The 14,356-nt window shown below is 63.7% G+C and carries 15 protein-coding genes; 11 read left to right on the top strand and 4 right to left on the bottom strand.

The window, feature by feature from the left end; translation table 11 throughout:
• Positions 1–22 precede the first annotated feature (22 nt).
• From NKI67_RS00305 to NKI67_RS00320, 4 genes are all read left to right on the top strand, one after another.
• A complete protein-coding gene (locus tag NKI67_RS00305; RefSeq protein ID WP_023675237.1) occupies positions 23–643 on the top strand; it encodes a ribonuclease D in 621 nt (206 codons plus the stop codon).
• Between the two features lie 43 nt (positions 644–686).
• Positions 687–938, top strand: a complete 252-nt coding sequence (locus NKI67_RS00310; RefSeq protein WP_352577443.1) for a hypothetical protein — start codon at positions 687–689, stop codon at positions 936–938.
• 291 nt (positions 939–1,229) lie between these two features.
• Positions 1,230–3,482: a transglycosylase domain-containing protein gene (locus tag NKI67_RS00315; RefSeq protein WP_352644092.1), complete on the top strand. Its 2,253-nt coding sequence runs from the start codon at positions 1,230–1,232 to the stop codon at positions 3,480–3,482.
• Positions 3,483–3,543: 61 nt separating this feature from the next.
• Positions 3,544–4,296 carry an SDR family NAD(P)-dependent oxidoreductase gene (locus tag NKI67_RS00320; protein WP_023675240.1) on the top strand — a complete coding sequence of 251 codons (753 nt, stop codon included), beginning with the start codon at positions 3,544–3,546 and terminating at the stop codon, positions 4,294–4,296.
• Positions 4,297–4,386: 90 nt separating this feature from the next.
• Here the strand turns inward: NKI67_RS00320 and NKI67_RS00325 are convergent, their stop codons facing one another.
• Positions 4,387–4,836 carry a baeRF12 domain-containing protein gene (locus NKI67_RS00325; protein ID WP_352448343.1) on the bottom strand — a complete coding sequence of 150 codons (450 nt, stop codon included), beginning with the start codon at positions 4,834–4,836 and terminating at the stop codon, positions 4,387–4,389.
• A gap of 440 nt (positions 4,837–5,276) precedes the next feature.
• Between NKI67_RS00325 and cysG the strand changes: the two genes are divergently transcribed.
• The 6 genes from cysG (at position 5,277) to NKI67_RS00355 (ending at position 11,016) form a co-directional block, all read left to right on the top strand.
• Positions 5,277–6,728: a siroheme synthase CysG gene (gene cysG, locus NKI67_RS00330; RefSeq protein ID WP_352644093.1), complete on the top strand. Its 1,452-nt coding sequence runs from the start codon at positions 5,277–5,279 to the stop codon at positions 6,726–6,728.
• Complete coding sequence (locus NKI67_RS00335; protein WP_023675243.1) at positions 6,725–7,030, top strand: DUF2849 domain-containing protein; 306 nt, start codon at positions 6,725–6,727, stop codon at positions 7,028–7,030. The genes cysG and NKI67_RS00335 overlap by 4 nt, the downstream gene beginning before the upstream one ends.
• 73 nt (positions 7,031–7,103) lie before the next feature.
• The gene (locus NKI67_RS00340; protein WP_352644094.1) at positions 7,104–8,774 is read left to right on the top strand and encodes a nitrite/sulfite reductase; all 1,671 of its coding nucleotides are present in this window, start codon (positions 7,104–7,106) and stop codon (positions 8,772–8,774) included.
• Complete coding sequence (locus tag NKI67_RS00345; protein WP_352453968.1) at positions 8,749–9,513, top strand: phosphoadenylyl-sulfate reductase; 765 nt, start codon at positions 8,749–8,751, stop codon at positions 9,511–9,513. The genes NKI67_RS00340 and NKI67_RS00345 overlap by 26 nt, the downstream gene beginning before the upstream one ends.
• Positions 9,514–9,721: 208 nt before the next feature.
• Positions 9,722–10,258, top strand: coding sequence for a DUF934 domain-containing protein (locus NKI67_RS00350; protein ID WP_352453969.1), 537 nt, complete (start codon positions 9,722–9,724; stop codon positions 10,256–10,258).
• A 137-nt stretch (positions 10,259–10,395) separates the two neighbouring features.
• Entirely contained in the window at positions 10,396–11,016 is a 621-nt protein-coding gene (locus tag NKI67_RS00355) for a DJ-1/PfpI family protein (protein ID WP_352620261.1), read from the top strand.
• A gap of 44 nt (positions 11,017–11,060) precedes the next feature.
• Here the strand turns inward: NKI67_RS00355 and NKI67_RS00360 are convergent, their stop codons facing one another.
• Together NKI67_RS00360 and NKI67_RS00365 are read right to left on the bottom strand one after the other, a co-directional pair.
• Positions 11,061–12,083, bottom strand: coding sequence for a fatty acid desaturase (locus NKI67_RS00360; protein WP_352588358.1), 1,023 nt, complete (start codon positions 12,081–12,083; stop codon positions 11,061–11,063).
• Positions 12,084–12,210: 127 nt separating this feature from the next.
• Positions 12,211–12,414 carry a hypothetical protein gene (locus NKI67_RS00365; protein WP_023675249.1) on the bottom strand — a complete coding sequence of 68 codons (204 nt, stop codon included), beginning with the start codon at positions 12,412–12,414 and terminating at the stop codon, positions 12,211–12,213.
• Positions 12,415–12,650: 236 nt separating this feature from the next.
• Between NKI67_RS00365 and grpE the strand changes: the two genes are divergently transcribed.
• Positions 12,651–13,286: a nucleotide exchange factor GrpE gene (grpE, locus tag NKI67_RS00370; RefSeq protein ID WP_352588352.1), complete on the top strand. Its 636-nt coding sequence runs from the start codon at positions 12,651–12,653 to the stop codon at positions 13,284–13,286.
• Positions 13,287–13,470: 184 nt separating this feature from the next.
• On the opposite strand, the gene olsB is transcribed toward grpE, so the two are convergent.
• Positions 13,471–14,346 carry a l-ornithine N(alpha)-acyltransferase gene (gene olsB, locus NKI67_RS00375; RefSeq protein WP_023675251.1) on the bottom strand — a complete coding sequence of 292 codons (876 nt, stop codon included), beginning with the start codon at positions 14,344–14,346 and terminating at the stop codon, positions 13,471–13,473.
• Positions 14,347–14,356 lie beyond the last annotated feature (10 nt).

Below are 14,356 nucleotides of genomic sequence, written 5' to 3' on the forward strand. Positions count from 1 at the left end.
GGGGCCGCGACCGGAGAAGACGATGAGCGACATACGTTTCCACAAAAACGATCTGCCCGGCCTGCTGCATTACGATGTCGGGGCGGTCGCCATCGACACCGAGACGCTGGGGCTGAACCCGCATCGCGACCGGCTCTGCGTCGTGCAGATCTCGCCGGGCGATGGCTCGGCCGACGTCATCCAGATCGCGCCCGGCCAGAAGAAGGCGCCGAACCTCGTCAGCCTGCTGAAGAACCGCAGCATCACCAAGCTGTTCCATTACGGCCGCTTCGATCTCGCCGTGCTCTACAACGCTTTCGGCGTCATGCCGGAGCCGGTGTTCTGCACCAAGATCGCGTCGCGGCTGACGCGCACCTACACCGACCGGCACGGGCTCAAGGACATCTGCTTCGAGCTTCTCGGCGTCGGCCTATCGAAGGCGCAGCAATCATCGGACTGGGCCGCCGAGACGCTGTCGCCCGAGCAGCTCGAATATGCCGCCTCCGACGTGCTCTATTTGCACCGGCTGCGCGACGTGCTGAGCGCGCGGCTGGCGCGCGACAACCGGACCAGGGAAGCCGATGCCTGCTTCCGCTTCCTGCCGACGCGTGCGAAACTCGACCTGATGGGCTGGGATGAAGAGGACATCTTCGCCCACAGCTGATGGCCCTCTGGCACTTTAACGCCGTCGGCCGGGAGGAACTGAAATGGCTGCGCGAAAATCAATCGAAACGGCACCGAAGGACGGTTCCAAGGTCACCGTCTACTGGCAGGATAGCGACGGCGTGATGAACGAGAGCATCGCGCAATACCGTTCGCTCGACCGGCTGAAGGCGGCCGGCGGCGACTGGGACGAAAGCGACGCCGGCTGGTGGGCCTATACGGACGGCCATACGCAAAGGAAGATCGAGCCGATCAGCTGGCGGCCGGCCTCCGACGACCCGGATGCCGACGACTGAGGGTTGTCGCAACCGCCGAACTGAAGTGATTATTCTGAGGCAAAGCATATTTTGTTCTTGCTTTGTGCCGGCAGCTATGCTACTAATTTCGCTATGGTGCTCATTGGCTCCAGCGACCCGCCCGCCGAGGCGGGTTTTTCATTTCCGGCTTTGGCGCTGTCGCGGGCCGCAGCCGTTCGGCAAGCGACTGAATACAGTTTATTTCGATTTTTCCCGACTTAACCCGCCTTTAAACCGCCGCATCTAGTCTTCAACCCCAACGCCATAGGCATGGGGAAGACAGCACAGCGCATGGCGAACCGGAAAGACAGCCGCATCGAGCCCAGCTTCGAGGCATCGCCGGGGGCGAGATCCTCGGCCGGTTTTTCGGTAAGCGAGGAGGACCGCGTCGTGCCGAGCAACCGAAAAGCCGCTGCAAAGCGCAAATCGTCCAAGGCCAAGCCGCCGCGCGGCGGGCGCGGCAAAAGCCGGCGCGGCGTGTTCGGCGTGCTTGCCCGGCTGTTCTACTGGTGCTTCGTGCTGGCCATCTGGGGCGGTATCGCCACTGCCGGCATCGTCGTCTATTACGGCGCGAAAATGCCGGCGGCCACCACCTGGGCCATTCCCGATCGCGCCCCCAACATCAAGATCGTCTCGGTCGACGGCCAGCTGCTTGGCAATCGCGGCATGAGCGGCGGCGAGGCCGTCGGCCTGCACGAAATGTCGCCCTATATTCCCGAGGCCGTCATCGCCATCGAAGACCGCCGTTTCTATTCGCATTTCGGCATCGACCCGATCGGCCTTTCCCGGGCCATGGTGACCAATGTGCTGGGCGGGCATTTTTCGCAGGGCGGCTCGACGCTGACCCAGCAGCTGGCCAAGAACCTGTTCCTGACGCCGGACCGCACGCTGGAACGCAAGGTGCAGGAAGTGCTCTTGGCGCTGTGGCTGGAGCACAAGCATACGAAGGACCAGATCCTCGAAATGTACCTCAACCGGGTCTATTTCGGCTCCGGCGCCTATGGCGTCGAAGCGGCCTCGCGCCGCTATTTCGGCAAGAGCGCGCGCGACGTCACGCTGTCGGAGGCGGCACTTCTCGCCGGCCTGCTCAAGGCGCCGTCGCGGCTGTCGCCGGCGCGCGACCCGAAGGCCGCCGAACAGCGTTCGCAGCTGGTGCTCGCCGCGATGCGCGACGAGGGCAAGATCAGCGCCAAGGAGCAGACCACGGCGATGAGCGCGCCGGCGACACGCGCGCCGTCCTACTGGACCGGCTCGGAAAACTACGTCGCCGATACGATCATGGAAGAACTGCCCGACCTGATCGGCGACGTGCGCCGCGACATCGTCGTCGACACGACCGTCGACCTGACGCTGCAGAAGCTCGCCGAGCAATCGATCCGCCGGCTGATCGACCAGAGCGGCAAGAAGCTCAATGTCAGCCAGGGCGCGCTGGTGTCGATCGACAATTCCGGCGCGGTGCGCGCGATGGTCGGCGGTTACGACTATTCGACCAGCCAGTTCGACCGCGCCTCGGAAGCGCGCCGCCAGCCGGGTTCGGCGTTCAAGCCGTTCGTCTATATGGCGGCGCTGGAATCCGGCCGCACGCCCGACAGCGTGCGCAACGACGCGCCGATCAAGATCGGCAACTGGACGCCCGACAATTACGGCGGCAAGTATTTCGGCAAGGTGACGCTGGCGACGGCGCTGGCAAAATCGCTGAACTCGGTTGCCGCGCAGCTGACCATGGAAGTCGGGCCGAATGCGGTGGTCGAGGCGGCGCACCGCATGGGCATCCAGTCCGAGCTGACGGCCAACACTTCGATCGCGCTCGGCACCTCGGAAGTGACGCCGCTGGAACTGACCTCGGCCTATGTTCCCTTCGCCAATGGCGGTTATAAGCCGGACATCCATTTCATCCGCCGCGTCACGACGAGCGACGGCAAGGTGCTCTACGAAAACAATGGCGGCGGTGCGCCGCGCGTCGTCAAGCCCGATGTCGTCGGTATGATGAACTCGATGATGACCGGCACGGTCGAGATCGGCACGGCCAGGAAGGCGGCGTTCGCCTGGCCGGCGGCCGGCAAGACCGGCACCAGCCAGAATTCGCGCGACGCCTGGTTCATCGGCTATACCGCCAATCTGACCACCGGCGTCTGGTTCGGCAATGATGACGGCAGCGCGATGAAGAAGGTCACCGGCGGCGCGCTGCCGGCGCAGGCCTGGCACGAGTTCATGGTCGCCGCGCATGAGGGCGTGCCGGTGCGGCCGCTGCCCGGAACCTGGAAGTCGACGCCGCCCGACACCATCGTCCCGGACGACATACCGTCCGACACGGCGCCGCCGGCGCCGGTCGCTTCCGTTGGCCAATCGGCGCCGCCTACAGCAGCTACCCAGTCGGCTTCGCGTCCCGTGCGTCCTGCCGAGACGGTCGATGCCGGCGGCCTGGCCATGCCGGGCGTCGACAGCGCCACCGGATCGATCAAGCACCCGGTGCCGCCCGGCAATGTTGGCGGCCCGGTCAAGAAGCGGCAGACCTCGATATTGGACATTCTGACAGGCGGCTGAACAACAGGCCCCCTCGCCACCGCTGCCGCGTTCCGCTACATCTCCCGTTTGGAGACCGCGAATGGCAGAGACCGACACCAGAAAAACCATTGTGCTGACCGGCGCCAGCCGTGGCATCGGCCACGCTACGGTCAAGCGCTTTTCACGCGAAGGCTGGCGCGTCATCACTTGCTCGCGCCAGGCCTTTGCCGAGGACTGCCCGTGGCCGGCCGGACCGGAAGACCACATCAAGGTCGATCTCGCCGACCAGGAGGATGTCGGCATCGCCATCTCGGAAATCCGCCACCGGCTCGAGGCGCATGGCGGCCAGCTGCATGCGCTGGTCAACAATGCCGGCATCTCGCCCAAGCTCAAGGACGGCAACAGCCGCATGAACTCGATCGACACGCCGATGCATGTCTGGCGCGACGTCTTCCAGGTCAATTTCTTCGCCCCGATCATGCTGGCGCGGGGACTGTTCAAGGAGCTGGCGTCGGCCAAAGGTTCGATCGTTAACGTCACGTCGATCGCCGGCACTCGCGTGCACCCTTTCGCCGGCACCGCCTACGCGACCTCGAAGGCGGCACTCGGTTCGCTGACCCGCGAGATGGCGCATGATTTCGGCCCGCACGGCATTCGCGTCAATGCGATTGCGCCGGGCGAGATCGACACCGCGATCCTGTCGCCGGGCACCGAAAAAATCGTCGAGACCATCCCGCTGAGAAGATTGGGCACCACGGCAGAAGTCGCCGACATCATCTTCTTCCTGTGCTCGCAGCAGGCGTCCTACGTGACCGGCTCGGAAATACACATCAATGGCGGCCAGCACGTGTAGAAGGCTTTCCAGGCGAGCGAGCCGGCAGGATTTGTCAGCATCGCGGGCGGCGTGTTCAAGTCTGGCGGCGGTTGACGCCGCCGATGCCGATCAGGTCGCCTGCAGCAGGCTCTCGATATCGGGTATGCTGTGGTTGGTCAGCGTCTTTGGGATTTCGGCCGTTATCTTATCGGTAACCTCCTTGTGCAGTTTCCTGCGCATGTCGCCCAGCACCGGCGGCGGCGCGATCAGCACGATCTCCTTGAAGCTGCCGCGATGCGCGAGCTTGTAGAGCCTGTCGGCAATCTCTTCGGCAAAACGCTCCTTGCCGAGACGGTGCCAGTCGGTGTCCTCGACCGCACTGCGGTGGACGGAAGGGCCGTCGCTGTAGCGGCCGGGGCGGTCGGTGCCTTGTTCTCGGGTTGCCGGATTTTCCTGCTCCATCTCGTGCACGACCTGAAGGTCGGGATATTGGACGTCTCCACGGTTCTCGAGAAACAGCGCCTTTTCGCCATCTGCCACCACGATCCACAGTCCGCGTTTCAGTCTGACGTTGCTCATGGGGCGCTCCTTTTTTGATTTTTCAAGCCCATCGCCGGGCCTTTGCCGCAGGGGTGTGACCGGGCCTGGGTCCATAGAGCAAACGCGTGCCGAGGCGGGAATGTTCCGGTACTCGGACCCGGTATTCCGACAAGGGCCGACGAGAGCGCGGGGCTGCCGTCGATGGCTCGGTCAGCATCCGGCGGCTTAATCTACTAAATTGATAGAATTTAGAAAAATCTGTTTTGTGGTTAGCTCCTCCAGCCGCTAGAAAGGCAGCGGATCAAGGGCTGCAGCAGCAGCTTCAATCTGCTCCGCATTTGAATGTGGAATATTTTTCTCTTGGCCTTCATGCTTGCAGAAAAGAGATTGCCTGCTACGAAGCGATGCGCGAGTGGGTGCCTTCTGGTTTTTCGCGCCCCCGCGTAGAACTGACAAACGGTTCCAGGATTCCGCTCGTCATGCCGCAAGCCACGCCCAAGCTCAATGCCTTTCCCGTCTTCATGCGGGTCGAGGGCGAAGCCATAGCCATCGTCGGCGGCGCAGAGGAAGCGCTGGCCAAGGCGCGGCTGCTCGCGCAGTCGAGCGCTGTGCTGCGCATCGTCAGCGATGAAACAAGCCCGGAGCTGCTGGCCTTTATCGCCGAGACGGGGGCCGCCCACATCGCCGACGCCTATGATGCAGCACATCTCAATGATGCGGTGATGGTGTTTGCCGCCAGCGGCGACGAGGCGCTCGATCGCCGCGTTGCCGGGGATGCGCGCCGGCTGGGCATTCCGGTCAATGCCGTCGACCGGCCGGAGCTATGCGATTTCTTCACGCCGGCACTGGTCAACCGCGCGCCGGTCGCCATTGCCATCGGCACGGAAGGTGCCGGCCCGGTGCTGGCGCAGATGCTGCGCAGCCGCATCGACCGCATGCTGTCGCCCTCACTCGGTCCGCTCGCAGCCCTTGCCGCGTCGTTTCGCGACACCGCCGAAAGACTGCTGCCGAAGGGCAATGCCCGCCGCCGCTTCTGGAGCGATTTCTTTGGCGGCGCGCCGGCCCGCGCTGTCGAGGCCGGCGAGCTTTCGCAGGCGCATGATGCGGCCGTCGGCCTGCTGCTTTCGAAAGAACCGGCATCGGGCCATATCGCGCTTGTAGGCGCCGGTCCAGGCGCCGAGGACCTTTTGACGCTGCGCGCCCATCGCCTGCTGATGGAAGCCGACGTGATCGTCCATGACGCGCTGGTGCCGGAGGCGATCGTCGCCATGGGCCGCCGCGATGCCGAGCGCCTGCCGGTCGGCAAGCGCAAGGGCTGCCATTCCAAGAGCCAGGCCGAGATCAATGCGCTGCTGGTCGAGCTTGGCCACGCCGGCAAGCGCGTCGTGCGGCTGAAGTCCGGCGACCCGCTGGTGTTCGGCCGGGCCGGCGAGGAGATGGCGGCACTTCGCGATGCCGGCGTCGCCTACGAAGTGGTTCCGGGCGTCACCGCGGCCTTCGCCGCCGCCGCCGATTTCGAACTGCCGCTGACGCTGCGCGGCGTGTCGTCGTCGATGGTGTTCACCACCGGCCACGACCTCAAGGGAAATTCGCTGCCAGATTGGGCAAAGCTCGCTATTTCCGGCGCGACGGTCGCCGTCTATATGGGCCGCTCGGTCGCTGCAGAGGTCGCCGGCCGGCTGATCGAAGCCGGCCTGTCGCCGGATACGGCCGTCGCCGTGGTCGAGAATGCCAGCCTTGCCAACCGCCGCCGTTTCCACGGCACGCTCGCCGACCTGCCGTCGCTGGAGGCGCGTGCCGACCTCAGCGGCCCGGTGATGACCATCATCGGCGACGCGGTCGCCGGCGCCAATTTCGAACGGTCCGAGCCACTGGCGGCACACAGGCAGGAAAGCGTGGCCCGTGCTGCCGCGCAAGGAGTGAACCAATGAAAGTCCTGACCGCGAACCGCCTCGCCGACGGCATAGCCGTCTGGTACGCCAATGGCGGCTGGGCCGAGACCATCGACCATGCCGACATCGCCCATGACAAGGCGGCCGAGGACCGGCTGGAGGCGATCGGCGCCAAGGCCTCCGCCGCCAACGAAGTGGTCGACGTCAACCTGATAGACGTGACCGTGGCCAACGGCACGGTCGAAGCGGTCCGGCTGCGTGAAAAGATCCGTGCCGCCGGCCCGACCACCCGCAACGACCTGGGCAAGCAGGCCCGTCCGCAAGCCGCACGCGCGGCATAGATGACCCACGCATGATCCCGATCATGCTCGAACGAAGAAAATAACGGGCGGACGCGCCCGGAAAGATCTGAATATGTACCGTTACGATGAGTTCGACCACGATTTCGTCAAGGCCCGCGTCGCCGAGTTCAGCGACCAGGTCGCGCGGCGGCTTGCCGGCGAGATCACCGAGGACCAGTTCCGGCCGCTGCGGCTGATGAACGGAGTCTATCTGCAGCTGCATGCCTATATGCTGCGCATCGCGGTGCCCTACGGCACGCTGAACAGCAAGCAGCTGCGCATGCTCGGCCACATTGCCCGCAAATACGACAAAGGTTACGGCCATTTCACGACGCGCCAGAACATCCAGTTCAACTGGCCGGCGCTGTCGGACATCCCGGCGATCCTGGCCGATCTGGCAAGCGTCGAGATGCACGCCATCCAGACCAGCGGCAATTGCATCCGCAACGTCACCGCCGACCACTTCGCCGGCGCCGCCGCTGACGAGGTTGCCGATCCGCGCCCCTATGCCGAAATCCTGCGGCAATGGTCCTCGGTGCATCCGGAGTTCTCGTTCCTGCCGCGAAAATTCAAGATCGCGGTGACCGGCGCCGAGCGCGACCGCGCCGCCATCCAGACGCACGACATCGGCCTGCATCTGAAGAAGAACGCCGCCGGCGAGCATGGTTTCGCCGTCTATGTCGGCGGCGGCCAGGGCCGCACGCCAATGGTCGCCAAGAAGATCCGCGACTTCCTGCCCGAAGCGGATCTGTTGTCCTACTGCACGGCGATCCTGCGCGTTTACAACCTCTACGGCCGTCGCGACAACAAGTTCAAGGCGCGCATCAAGATCCTGGTCCATGAGACCGGCGTCGAGGAGATCACCCGCCAGGTCGAGGCCGAATGGCAGGAGTTGAAGGACGCCGAGCTGAGGCTGCCGGAAGAAGACATCCGCGCCATCGACGCCTATTTCGCGCCGCCGGCGCTTGTCGACCGGCCGGAAGGCGATGAGGCGGTCAAGCTTGCCCGCCTCGACTCGAAGAGCTTTTCCGAATGGCTGGACCAGAATGTGGTCACCCATCGCCATCCCGACTACGCGGCGGTGACCATCTCGCTCAAGGGCATCGGCGAGACGCCGGGCGATGCCTCCGACAGCCAGATGGAAGCGGTCGCCGACATTGCCGAAAAATATTCATTCGACGAGCTGCGCGTCAGTCACGAGCAGAACCTGATCCTGCCGCATGTCGCGCGGGCCGACCTCAAGGCGGTCTATGACGCGCTTGTCGATATCGGGCTGGCGACGGCCAATTCCAACCTGATCAGCGACATCATCTCCTGCCCCGGCCTCGATTATTGCGCGCTGGCAACGGCGCGCTCGATTCCCGTGGCGCAGGAAATCTCGCGGCGCTTTGCTTCGCTGGAGCGCCAGCGCGAAATCGGCGAATTGAAGCTGAAGATTTCCGGCTGCATCAATGCCTGCGGCCATCACCATGTCGGCCATATAGGCATCCTGGGCGTCGAGAAGAAAGGCGCCGAGCTTTACCAGGTGACGCTCGGCGGCTCGGCCGACGAGAACACCTCGGTCGGCGAGATCATCGGTCGCGGCTTCAGTTCGGAAGAGATCACCGATGCCATCGAGCAGATCGTCGAGACCTATCTCGGGCTTCGGCTGGACAGAAACGAAAGATTCATCGACGCCTACCGCCGAGTCGGTCCCGCGCCGTTCAAGGAGGCGCTCTATGCTGGCGAAGCCAAGGCCGCTTGACCGTATTGTCGACGTCGAGGCCGGCATCGCCGCCCAAGCGGCGGGTCTCGACGCGCTCTACGGCCATCTGAAGCCGCTGGAGATCATCGAGCGGTCGGCCCGGGAGTTCTTTCACGGCGAAATCGCCGCCGTCTCGTCCTTCGGCGCGGATTCGGCGGTGCTGCTGCACATGATCGCCGAGATCGACCGGACGCTGCCGGTGATCTTTCTCGACACCGGCAAGCATTTCGAGGAAACGCTCGGCTATCGTGACGCGCTGGCCGCCGATTTCGGGCTGAGCGATATCCGGGTGATCAGGCCCGACGATGCGGCGCTGGCAAGGATCGACCCGACCGGCAATCTGAACGAGACCGACACCGACGCCTGCTGCGACGTGCGCAAGGTCGAGCCGCTGGCGCGCGGCGTCGAGCCGTTCCGCGCCTGGTTCACCGGCCGCAAGCGCTTCCAGGCGGCGACCCGGGCAGCGCTGCCGGTGTTCGAGGCGGTCGGCTCGCGCATCCGCATCAATCCGCTGGCGCACTGGACGACATCGGACCAGGCCGGCTACATGCGCGCGCATGCGCTGCGTGAGAACCCGCTGGTCGCCTATGGCTATCTGTCGATCGGCTGTTTCCCATGCACGCAGCCGGTGCAACCGGGCGACGACGCGCGCAGCGGCCGCTGGGCCGGGCACGCCAAGACCGAATGCGGCATCCACTTGTCGGGGCTGGAAAGGTCGCTGACCGACGCCTCGCTTTAGGATATGTTGATATTCAGCCGGCCTGCAAACGGCGGCTTCCTGCGCTTCCGGCGCTCACGTACCCAAAGTACGCTCCGCTCCGGTTCTCGGAAGCCACCCAGTTTGGTCGCTTCGCGCCCGCCGTCGGCTTCGGCTCGGCCTGACCTGAATCTCAACGCACCCTGAGGTGTTTTGCACTTTAGAATCTTTGGACTTGGGAATTTTCTTGATGAGCGACTTGATAGCCGAAAACGCCATGCGGCTGTGGACACCGGATGGGTTCCGCGAGGACGAGTGGGTTCATGCCGAAAGCGCCGAGGCGCTGGTCGGCAATGGCCGTTTCATCCTGCCGTTGCAGGCGTTTCTCGGCCTCGATCCGGAGGTGCGGCGGTCGGCGAAGGAGCGCATCGGTGTGCTGCTGCAGCCCGGCGATCAGCTCGAAAAGATCGCAGGCCTGCTCGATCAGCTGTCGCTGGTGGCGCTGGCGTTTCCGGCGTTCAATGACGGCCGCTCGTTCTCCAAGGGCGAATTGCTGCGCAGCCGTTATCATTTTGCAGGCGCTATGCGCGCCACCGGGCAGGTGCTGATTGATCAGCTGCCGCATATGCTGCGCCTCGGCTTCGATGAATTCGAGATATCGCACCCGGTGCTGCTGAAGCGGCTCGAGCAAGGTCGGACCGGCGGACTGCCGCTGTCCTACCAGCCGGCGGTGAAGCCGGAGGCCAAAGGCCCGAAATATTCGTGGCGGCGGGTGCGCGCCGGCTGATCTGCTCCAGGGGACCAGAAGCCCTATCTGGTCGGACCACATTCCCGATTCAGCCTTTTATTTTGCGCCTCTCCGCCTTAGGATAGGCCCATTATTTCGTGATCCGAATAAATGTGGCCACAAGGGAGGAACCGGGTATGGCTGGCAAGAAGATATTGATGCTCGTTGGCGAGTTCAGCGAGGAGTACGAGATTTTCGTCTTTGAACAGGCCATGCATGCGGTGGGCCACACCGTCCATGTCGTTTGCCCCGACAAGAAGGCCGGCGATATCCTGAAGACCTCGCTGCACGACTTCGAGGGCCACCAGACCTATACGGAAAAGCTCGGCCACGACTACATCCTCAACAAGACGTTTTCTGAGGTCAATCCGGCCGACTACGATGCCGTCTACGCGGCGGGCGGGCGCGGGCCGGAATATATCCGCATCGACAAGCGCGTGCAGGCGCTGGTGCGGCATTTCCATGAGACGGGAAAACCGGTCTTCACCATCTGCCACGGCGTGCAGATCCTGATCGCGGTCGACGGCGTGGTGCGCGGCCGCGAAGTCGCGGCGCTGCAATATTGCGAGCCGGAAGTCACGCTGGCCGGCGGCATCTATATCGATGTTGCGCCGACCGGCGCCCATGTCGACGGCAATCTGGTGTCGGCCAAGGGCTGGCCGGGCCTTGCCGCGTTCATGCGCGAATGCCTGAAAGTGCTGGGCACCGAGATCCGCCAGGGCGATGTCCTGATGCGCGACCAGCGCCAGGCGGCTTAAGCTCGGAATGTGGAGCCCCGCCGCACCTTGATGCGGCGGTGCGTCTACACGGCCATCCGCGCTTCGCGGAACGATACCAGCTTGCTGCGGCTCTCGTCCCACAGCGCCAGCTTGACGCAGCGCAGGCTGTCGAGGAGTGTGACGCGGCCGATCTCACGCAGCTCCGGATAGTCCCTCAGCACTTCCGGAAGCCGGTAGCATGGCACCTTGGCCGAGAGGTGGTGCACGTGGTGGACGCCGATATTGCCGGTGATCCAGTTCAGCACCGGCGGCAGGTCGTAATAGGACGAACCGTGCAGGGCAGCGTGCTGGAATTCCCACTCGGAGTCCTTTGTCCACTCCGTCTCTTCGAACTGATGCTGGACATAGAACAGCCAGATGCCGGCCGATCCGGCGAGGATGACGATCGGCAAATGCACGACCAGAAACGCGCCGGGGCCAACGAACCAGATGAGCAGAGCGGCGATGACCGTGATGGCTAGGTTGGTGGACATCGACGACACCCAAGGGGTGAGGCCGCCCCGCATCATGCCCAAGGGCAGTCTCTGCTCGAAAATGAAAATCCATATCGGGCCAAGGCCAAACATCACCAGCGGATGGCGATAAAGGCGATAGGCGAGCCGGCCCCGCCATGACAGTTGCCGATATTCAGCGACGGTCAGTGTCTTGATGTCGCCGGTGCCGCGCTCGTCGAGGTTGCCTGCGCTGGCGTGATGGGTTGCGTGGGCGCGGCGCCAGCAATCGTAGGGCGTCAGCGTCAGCACGCCAAGCACGCGGCCGATCCAGTCGTCGGCATAGCGGTTGGCAAAGAAGGAGCCGTGGCCGCAATCGTGCTGGATCATGAAGATACGCACCAGAAAGCCGGCTGCCGGAAGGATGAGGACCAGACCCCACCAATGGCCATAGGCATAAGCGGCCGAGGACAATGCCCACAGCGTGGCGAAAGGAATGAGGGTGATGGCGAGTTCGACGGCGCTGCGACGCCTGTCGGGCTTTTTATAGCGCGACAGGATTTTCAACCAGGCGCGCTTGCTGTTTGCCACAGCTTCGGGGGAAATCATGTTCATCATGAAACATAGGCGGAGTGGCGCGCTGCCGCAAGGCGGCGATCACGCAAAGTTACTGCGGGTAAATGTCGCGCGATGGCGAGGAATTGGTGGCCGCAGTCGCCGGGCGCACGGCCTGCAATGGTGTCTACCGACGGCGCCCGCCTGCGACCACCTTGGCTTCGACGCCGTCCAGGCGGTCGAGCAATTCCTTCAGACGGTCGGGAATATCGGACTCCGTGCGGAAGGCCGGCAAGGTGCGCAGAAAGCGCTTGGTCGCCTCGGTGCCGAGCTGGCGCCGGATATCGGCGGCGAGCCCGTCGCGTTTTTCGCCATTCCTGCGGGGCATCATCCAAAATCCTGTGTCGGCTTCGAAACTCTTCCAAGGGAGGAATGGTTCCCGCATTGTAGTATGCTGGCAAGCAAAGCCGTCGGGTACGGTAAAGTTTGAATTAAAATCGAGAGGTCTGCGCCGTCCGCCATCAAGCAGCGACAGCGGCTGCAGTATCGCTTGCCCCTTGATTTTTGGCCGCTAAACCTCGATATCGGGCGCAAATCCACACCATTCGAAAATGACGGGAAACGGCGATGAGCGACCAGGCAAAAGACGAACGCGCGCCCGATGAAGCCGAGAAGACCGAGGCTGGCGCGGAGCCAAGGGAAGGCGGCGTCGACGGCGACTATGAAGCGCTTGTCCGGCTTCTGAAGGAAAACGAAGAGCTGAAGGATCGCGCGCTGCGCGTCGCGGCCGACATGGAGAACTTGCGTCGCCGCACCGCCCGCGACGTCCACGATGCGCGCGCCTATGCGGTTGCCAATTTTGCCCGCGACATGCTTTCGGTGTCAGACAATCTGCGCCGTGCGCTGGATGCCATCCCGGAGGAGGCCAAGGCTTCGGGCGATGCCGGCTTCAAGGCGCTGATCGACGGCGTCGAGATCACCGAGCGCGCCATGCTGTCGGCGCTGGAACGCCACGGCGTGAAGAAGCTCGAGCCCGAGGGCGAGAAATTCGATCCGAATTTCCACCAGGCGATGTTCGAGGTGCCCAATCCCGACGTACCGGCCAACACGGTCGTGCAGGTCGTGCAGCCCGGCTATTCGATCGGCGAGCGTGTTCTGCGGCCGGCCATGGTCGGCGTCGCCAAGGGCGGCCCCAAGCATGTCGCAAGCGAAGCGCCAGTGGAGCCGGGGCCGGTCAACGAGCAGGCTGAGAAGGATGCGTGAATGGTGAATGGTGAATAGTGAATGGTTAGTAGTGAATGGTGAGTAGTGAATGGTGAGTAGTGAGTAGTGAGTAGTGAGTAGTGAGTAGTGAGTAGTGAGTAGTGAGTAGTCAATTGCTGCTCCAGCAGTCAGTGCTAGGTTCTATTCACTATTCACTATTCACTATTCACTCACTATTCACTACTCAGGCCGCAAACCGCTGCGCTTCTCCGCCATAATAATTGACGTAGCGGGCGCCGATCTCCTTGACCGGCATCACCACGAACACGTCGACCGTCGAGAATTCACGGTCGATGACGCAACCGTCGCCAATGCGCGCGCCGACGCGCAGATAGCCCTTGACCAGTGGCGGCATCGCGGCGATCGCCGCCTTGGTATTGACCGCCTCGATCGGCATCAGATCCATGGAACAATAGCGCCCGGCGACGGCACGCACGTCCCAGGATGAATTCGTCCGGCAGTGGTGGGCAAGATAGGTCAGCGCCTCTGCATGTGCCGCCGGCACGGTGCCGTGGAACGACGCGCAGCCGGTCATCACGCCGATGCCGTAATGGTTGATGTAGGCCCAGATGCCTTGCCACAGCGCCTCGATGGTGCGCTTCGAGCGGTATTCCGGCAGAACGCAGGAGCGGCCGAGCTCGAGGAAGCGCTGGCCGGGATGCCGCGCGATCAGCTTGGTCAGTTCGAATTCACCTTCGGAATAGAAGCCTCCGGCGGCCGCGGCAATCTCCTGCCGCAGCAGGCGGTAGGTGCCGACGATGCGGCGATGCTCGGGGCCGGAAAGCGAAGTATCGAAGACCAGCAGATGATCGCAGAGGGGATCGAAGCGATCGGCATCGCGGCGGTCCTGCATCTGGAACAGGTCCTTCCTGGCACCAAGCTCGTCGTAGAACACCCGGTAGCGCACTTCCTGCGCGGCAGCGATCTCGGCCTCGTTGCGGGCGAGCCGCACTTCGAGATTGCCGATGCGGCCGAGCGATGCGCCTTTTATGACGGCATCGGCGTTCCGGCCGACGAGCAAAGGCCCGCTGGCGTTCGGCCGAGCATCACATTCCGGCATGACTGTATGC

The organism is Mesorhizobium sp. M0408 (assembly GCF_040321495.1).
Lineage (GTDB): Bacteria > Pseudomonadota > Alphaproteobacteria > Rhizobiales > Rhizobiaceae > Mesorhizobium.

What these genes read in the sequence shown, in the direction of transcription:
- NKI67_RS00310 (WP_352577443.1), top strand. Translation starts at nt 687, where the DNA reads ATGGCTGCGCGAAAATCAATCGAAACGGCACCGAAGGACGGTTCCAAG.
- NKI67_RS00305 (WP_023675237.1), top strand. Translation starts at nt 23, where the DNA reads ATGAGCGACATACGTTTCCACAAAAACGATCTGCCCGGCCTGCTGCAT.
- NKI67_RS00335 (WP_023675243.1), top strand. Translation starts at nt 6,725, where the DNA reads ATGAAAGTCCTGACCGCGAACCGCCTCGCCGACGGCATAGCCGTCTGG.
- NKI67_RS00320 (WP_023675240.1), top strand. Translation starts at nt 3,544, where the DNA reads ATGGCAGAGACCGACACCAGAAAAACCATTGTGCTGACCGGCGCCAGC.
- NKI67_RS00325 (WP_352448343.1), bottom strand. Translation starts at nt 4,836, where the DNA reads ATGAGCAACGTCAGACTGAAACGCGGACTGTGGATCGTGGTGGCAGAT.
- NKI67_RS00365 (WP_023675249.1), bottom strand. Translation starts at nt 12,414, where the DNA reads ATGATGCCCCGCAGGAATGGCGAAAAACGCGACGGGCTCGCCGCCGAT.
- NKI67_RS00345 (WP_352453968.1), top strand. Translation starts at nt 8,749, where the DNA reads ATGCTGGCGAAGCCAAGGCCGCTTGACCGTATTGTCGACGTCGAGGCC.
- cysG (WP_352644093.1), top strand. Translation starts at nt 5,277, where the DNA reads ATGCCGCAAGCCACGCCCAAGCTCAATGCCTTTCCCGTCTTCATGCGG.
- NKI67_RS00315 (WP_352644092.1), top strand. Translation starts at nt 1,230, where the DNA reads ATGGCGAACCGGAAAGACAGCCGCATCGAGCCCAGCTTCGAGGCATCG.
- NKI67_RS00360 (WP_352588358.1), bottom strand. Translation starts at nt 12,083, where the DNA reads ATGAACATGATTTCCCCCGAAGCTGTGGCAAACAGCAAGCGCGCCTGG.
- NKI67_RS00350 (WP_352453969.1), top strand. Translation starts at nt 9,722, where the DNA reads ATGAGCGACTTGATAGCCGAAAACGCCATGCGGCTGTGGACACCGGAT.
- olsB (WP_023675251.1), bottom strand. Translation starts at nt 14,346, where the DNA reads ATGCCGGAATGTGATGCTCGGCCGAACGCCAGCGGGCCTTTGCTCGTC.
- NKI67_RS00340 (WP_352644094.1), top strand. Translation starts at nt 7,104, where the DNA reads ATGTACCGTTACGATGAGTTCGACCACGATTTCGTCAAGGCCCGCGTC.
- NKI67_RS00355 (WP_352620261.1), top strand. Translation starts at nt 10,396, where the DNA reads ATGGCTGGCAAGAAGATATTGATGCTCGTTGGCGAGTTCAGCGAGGAG.
- grpE (WP_352588352.1), top strand. Translation starts at nt 12,651, where the DNA reads ATGAGCGACCAGGCAAAAGACGAACGCGCGCCCGATGAAGCCGAGAAG.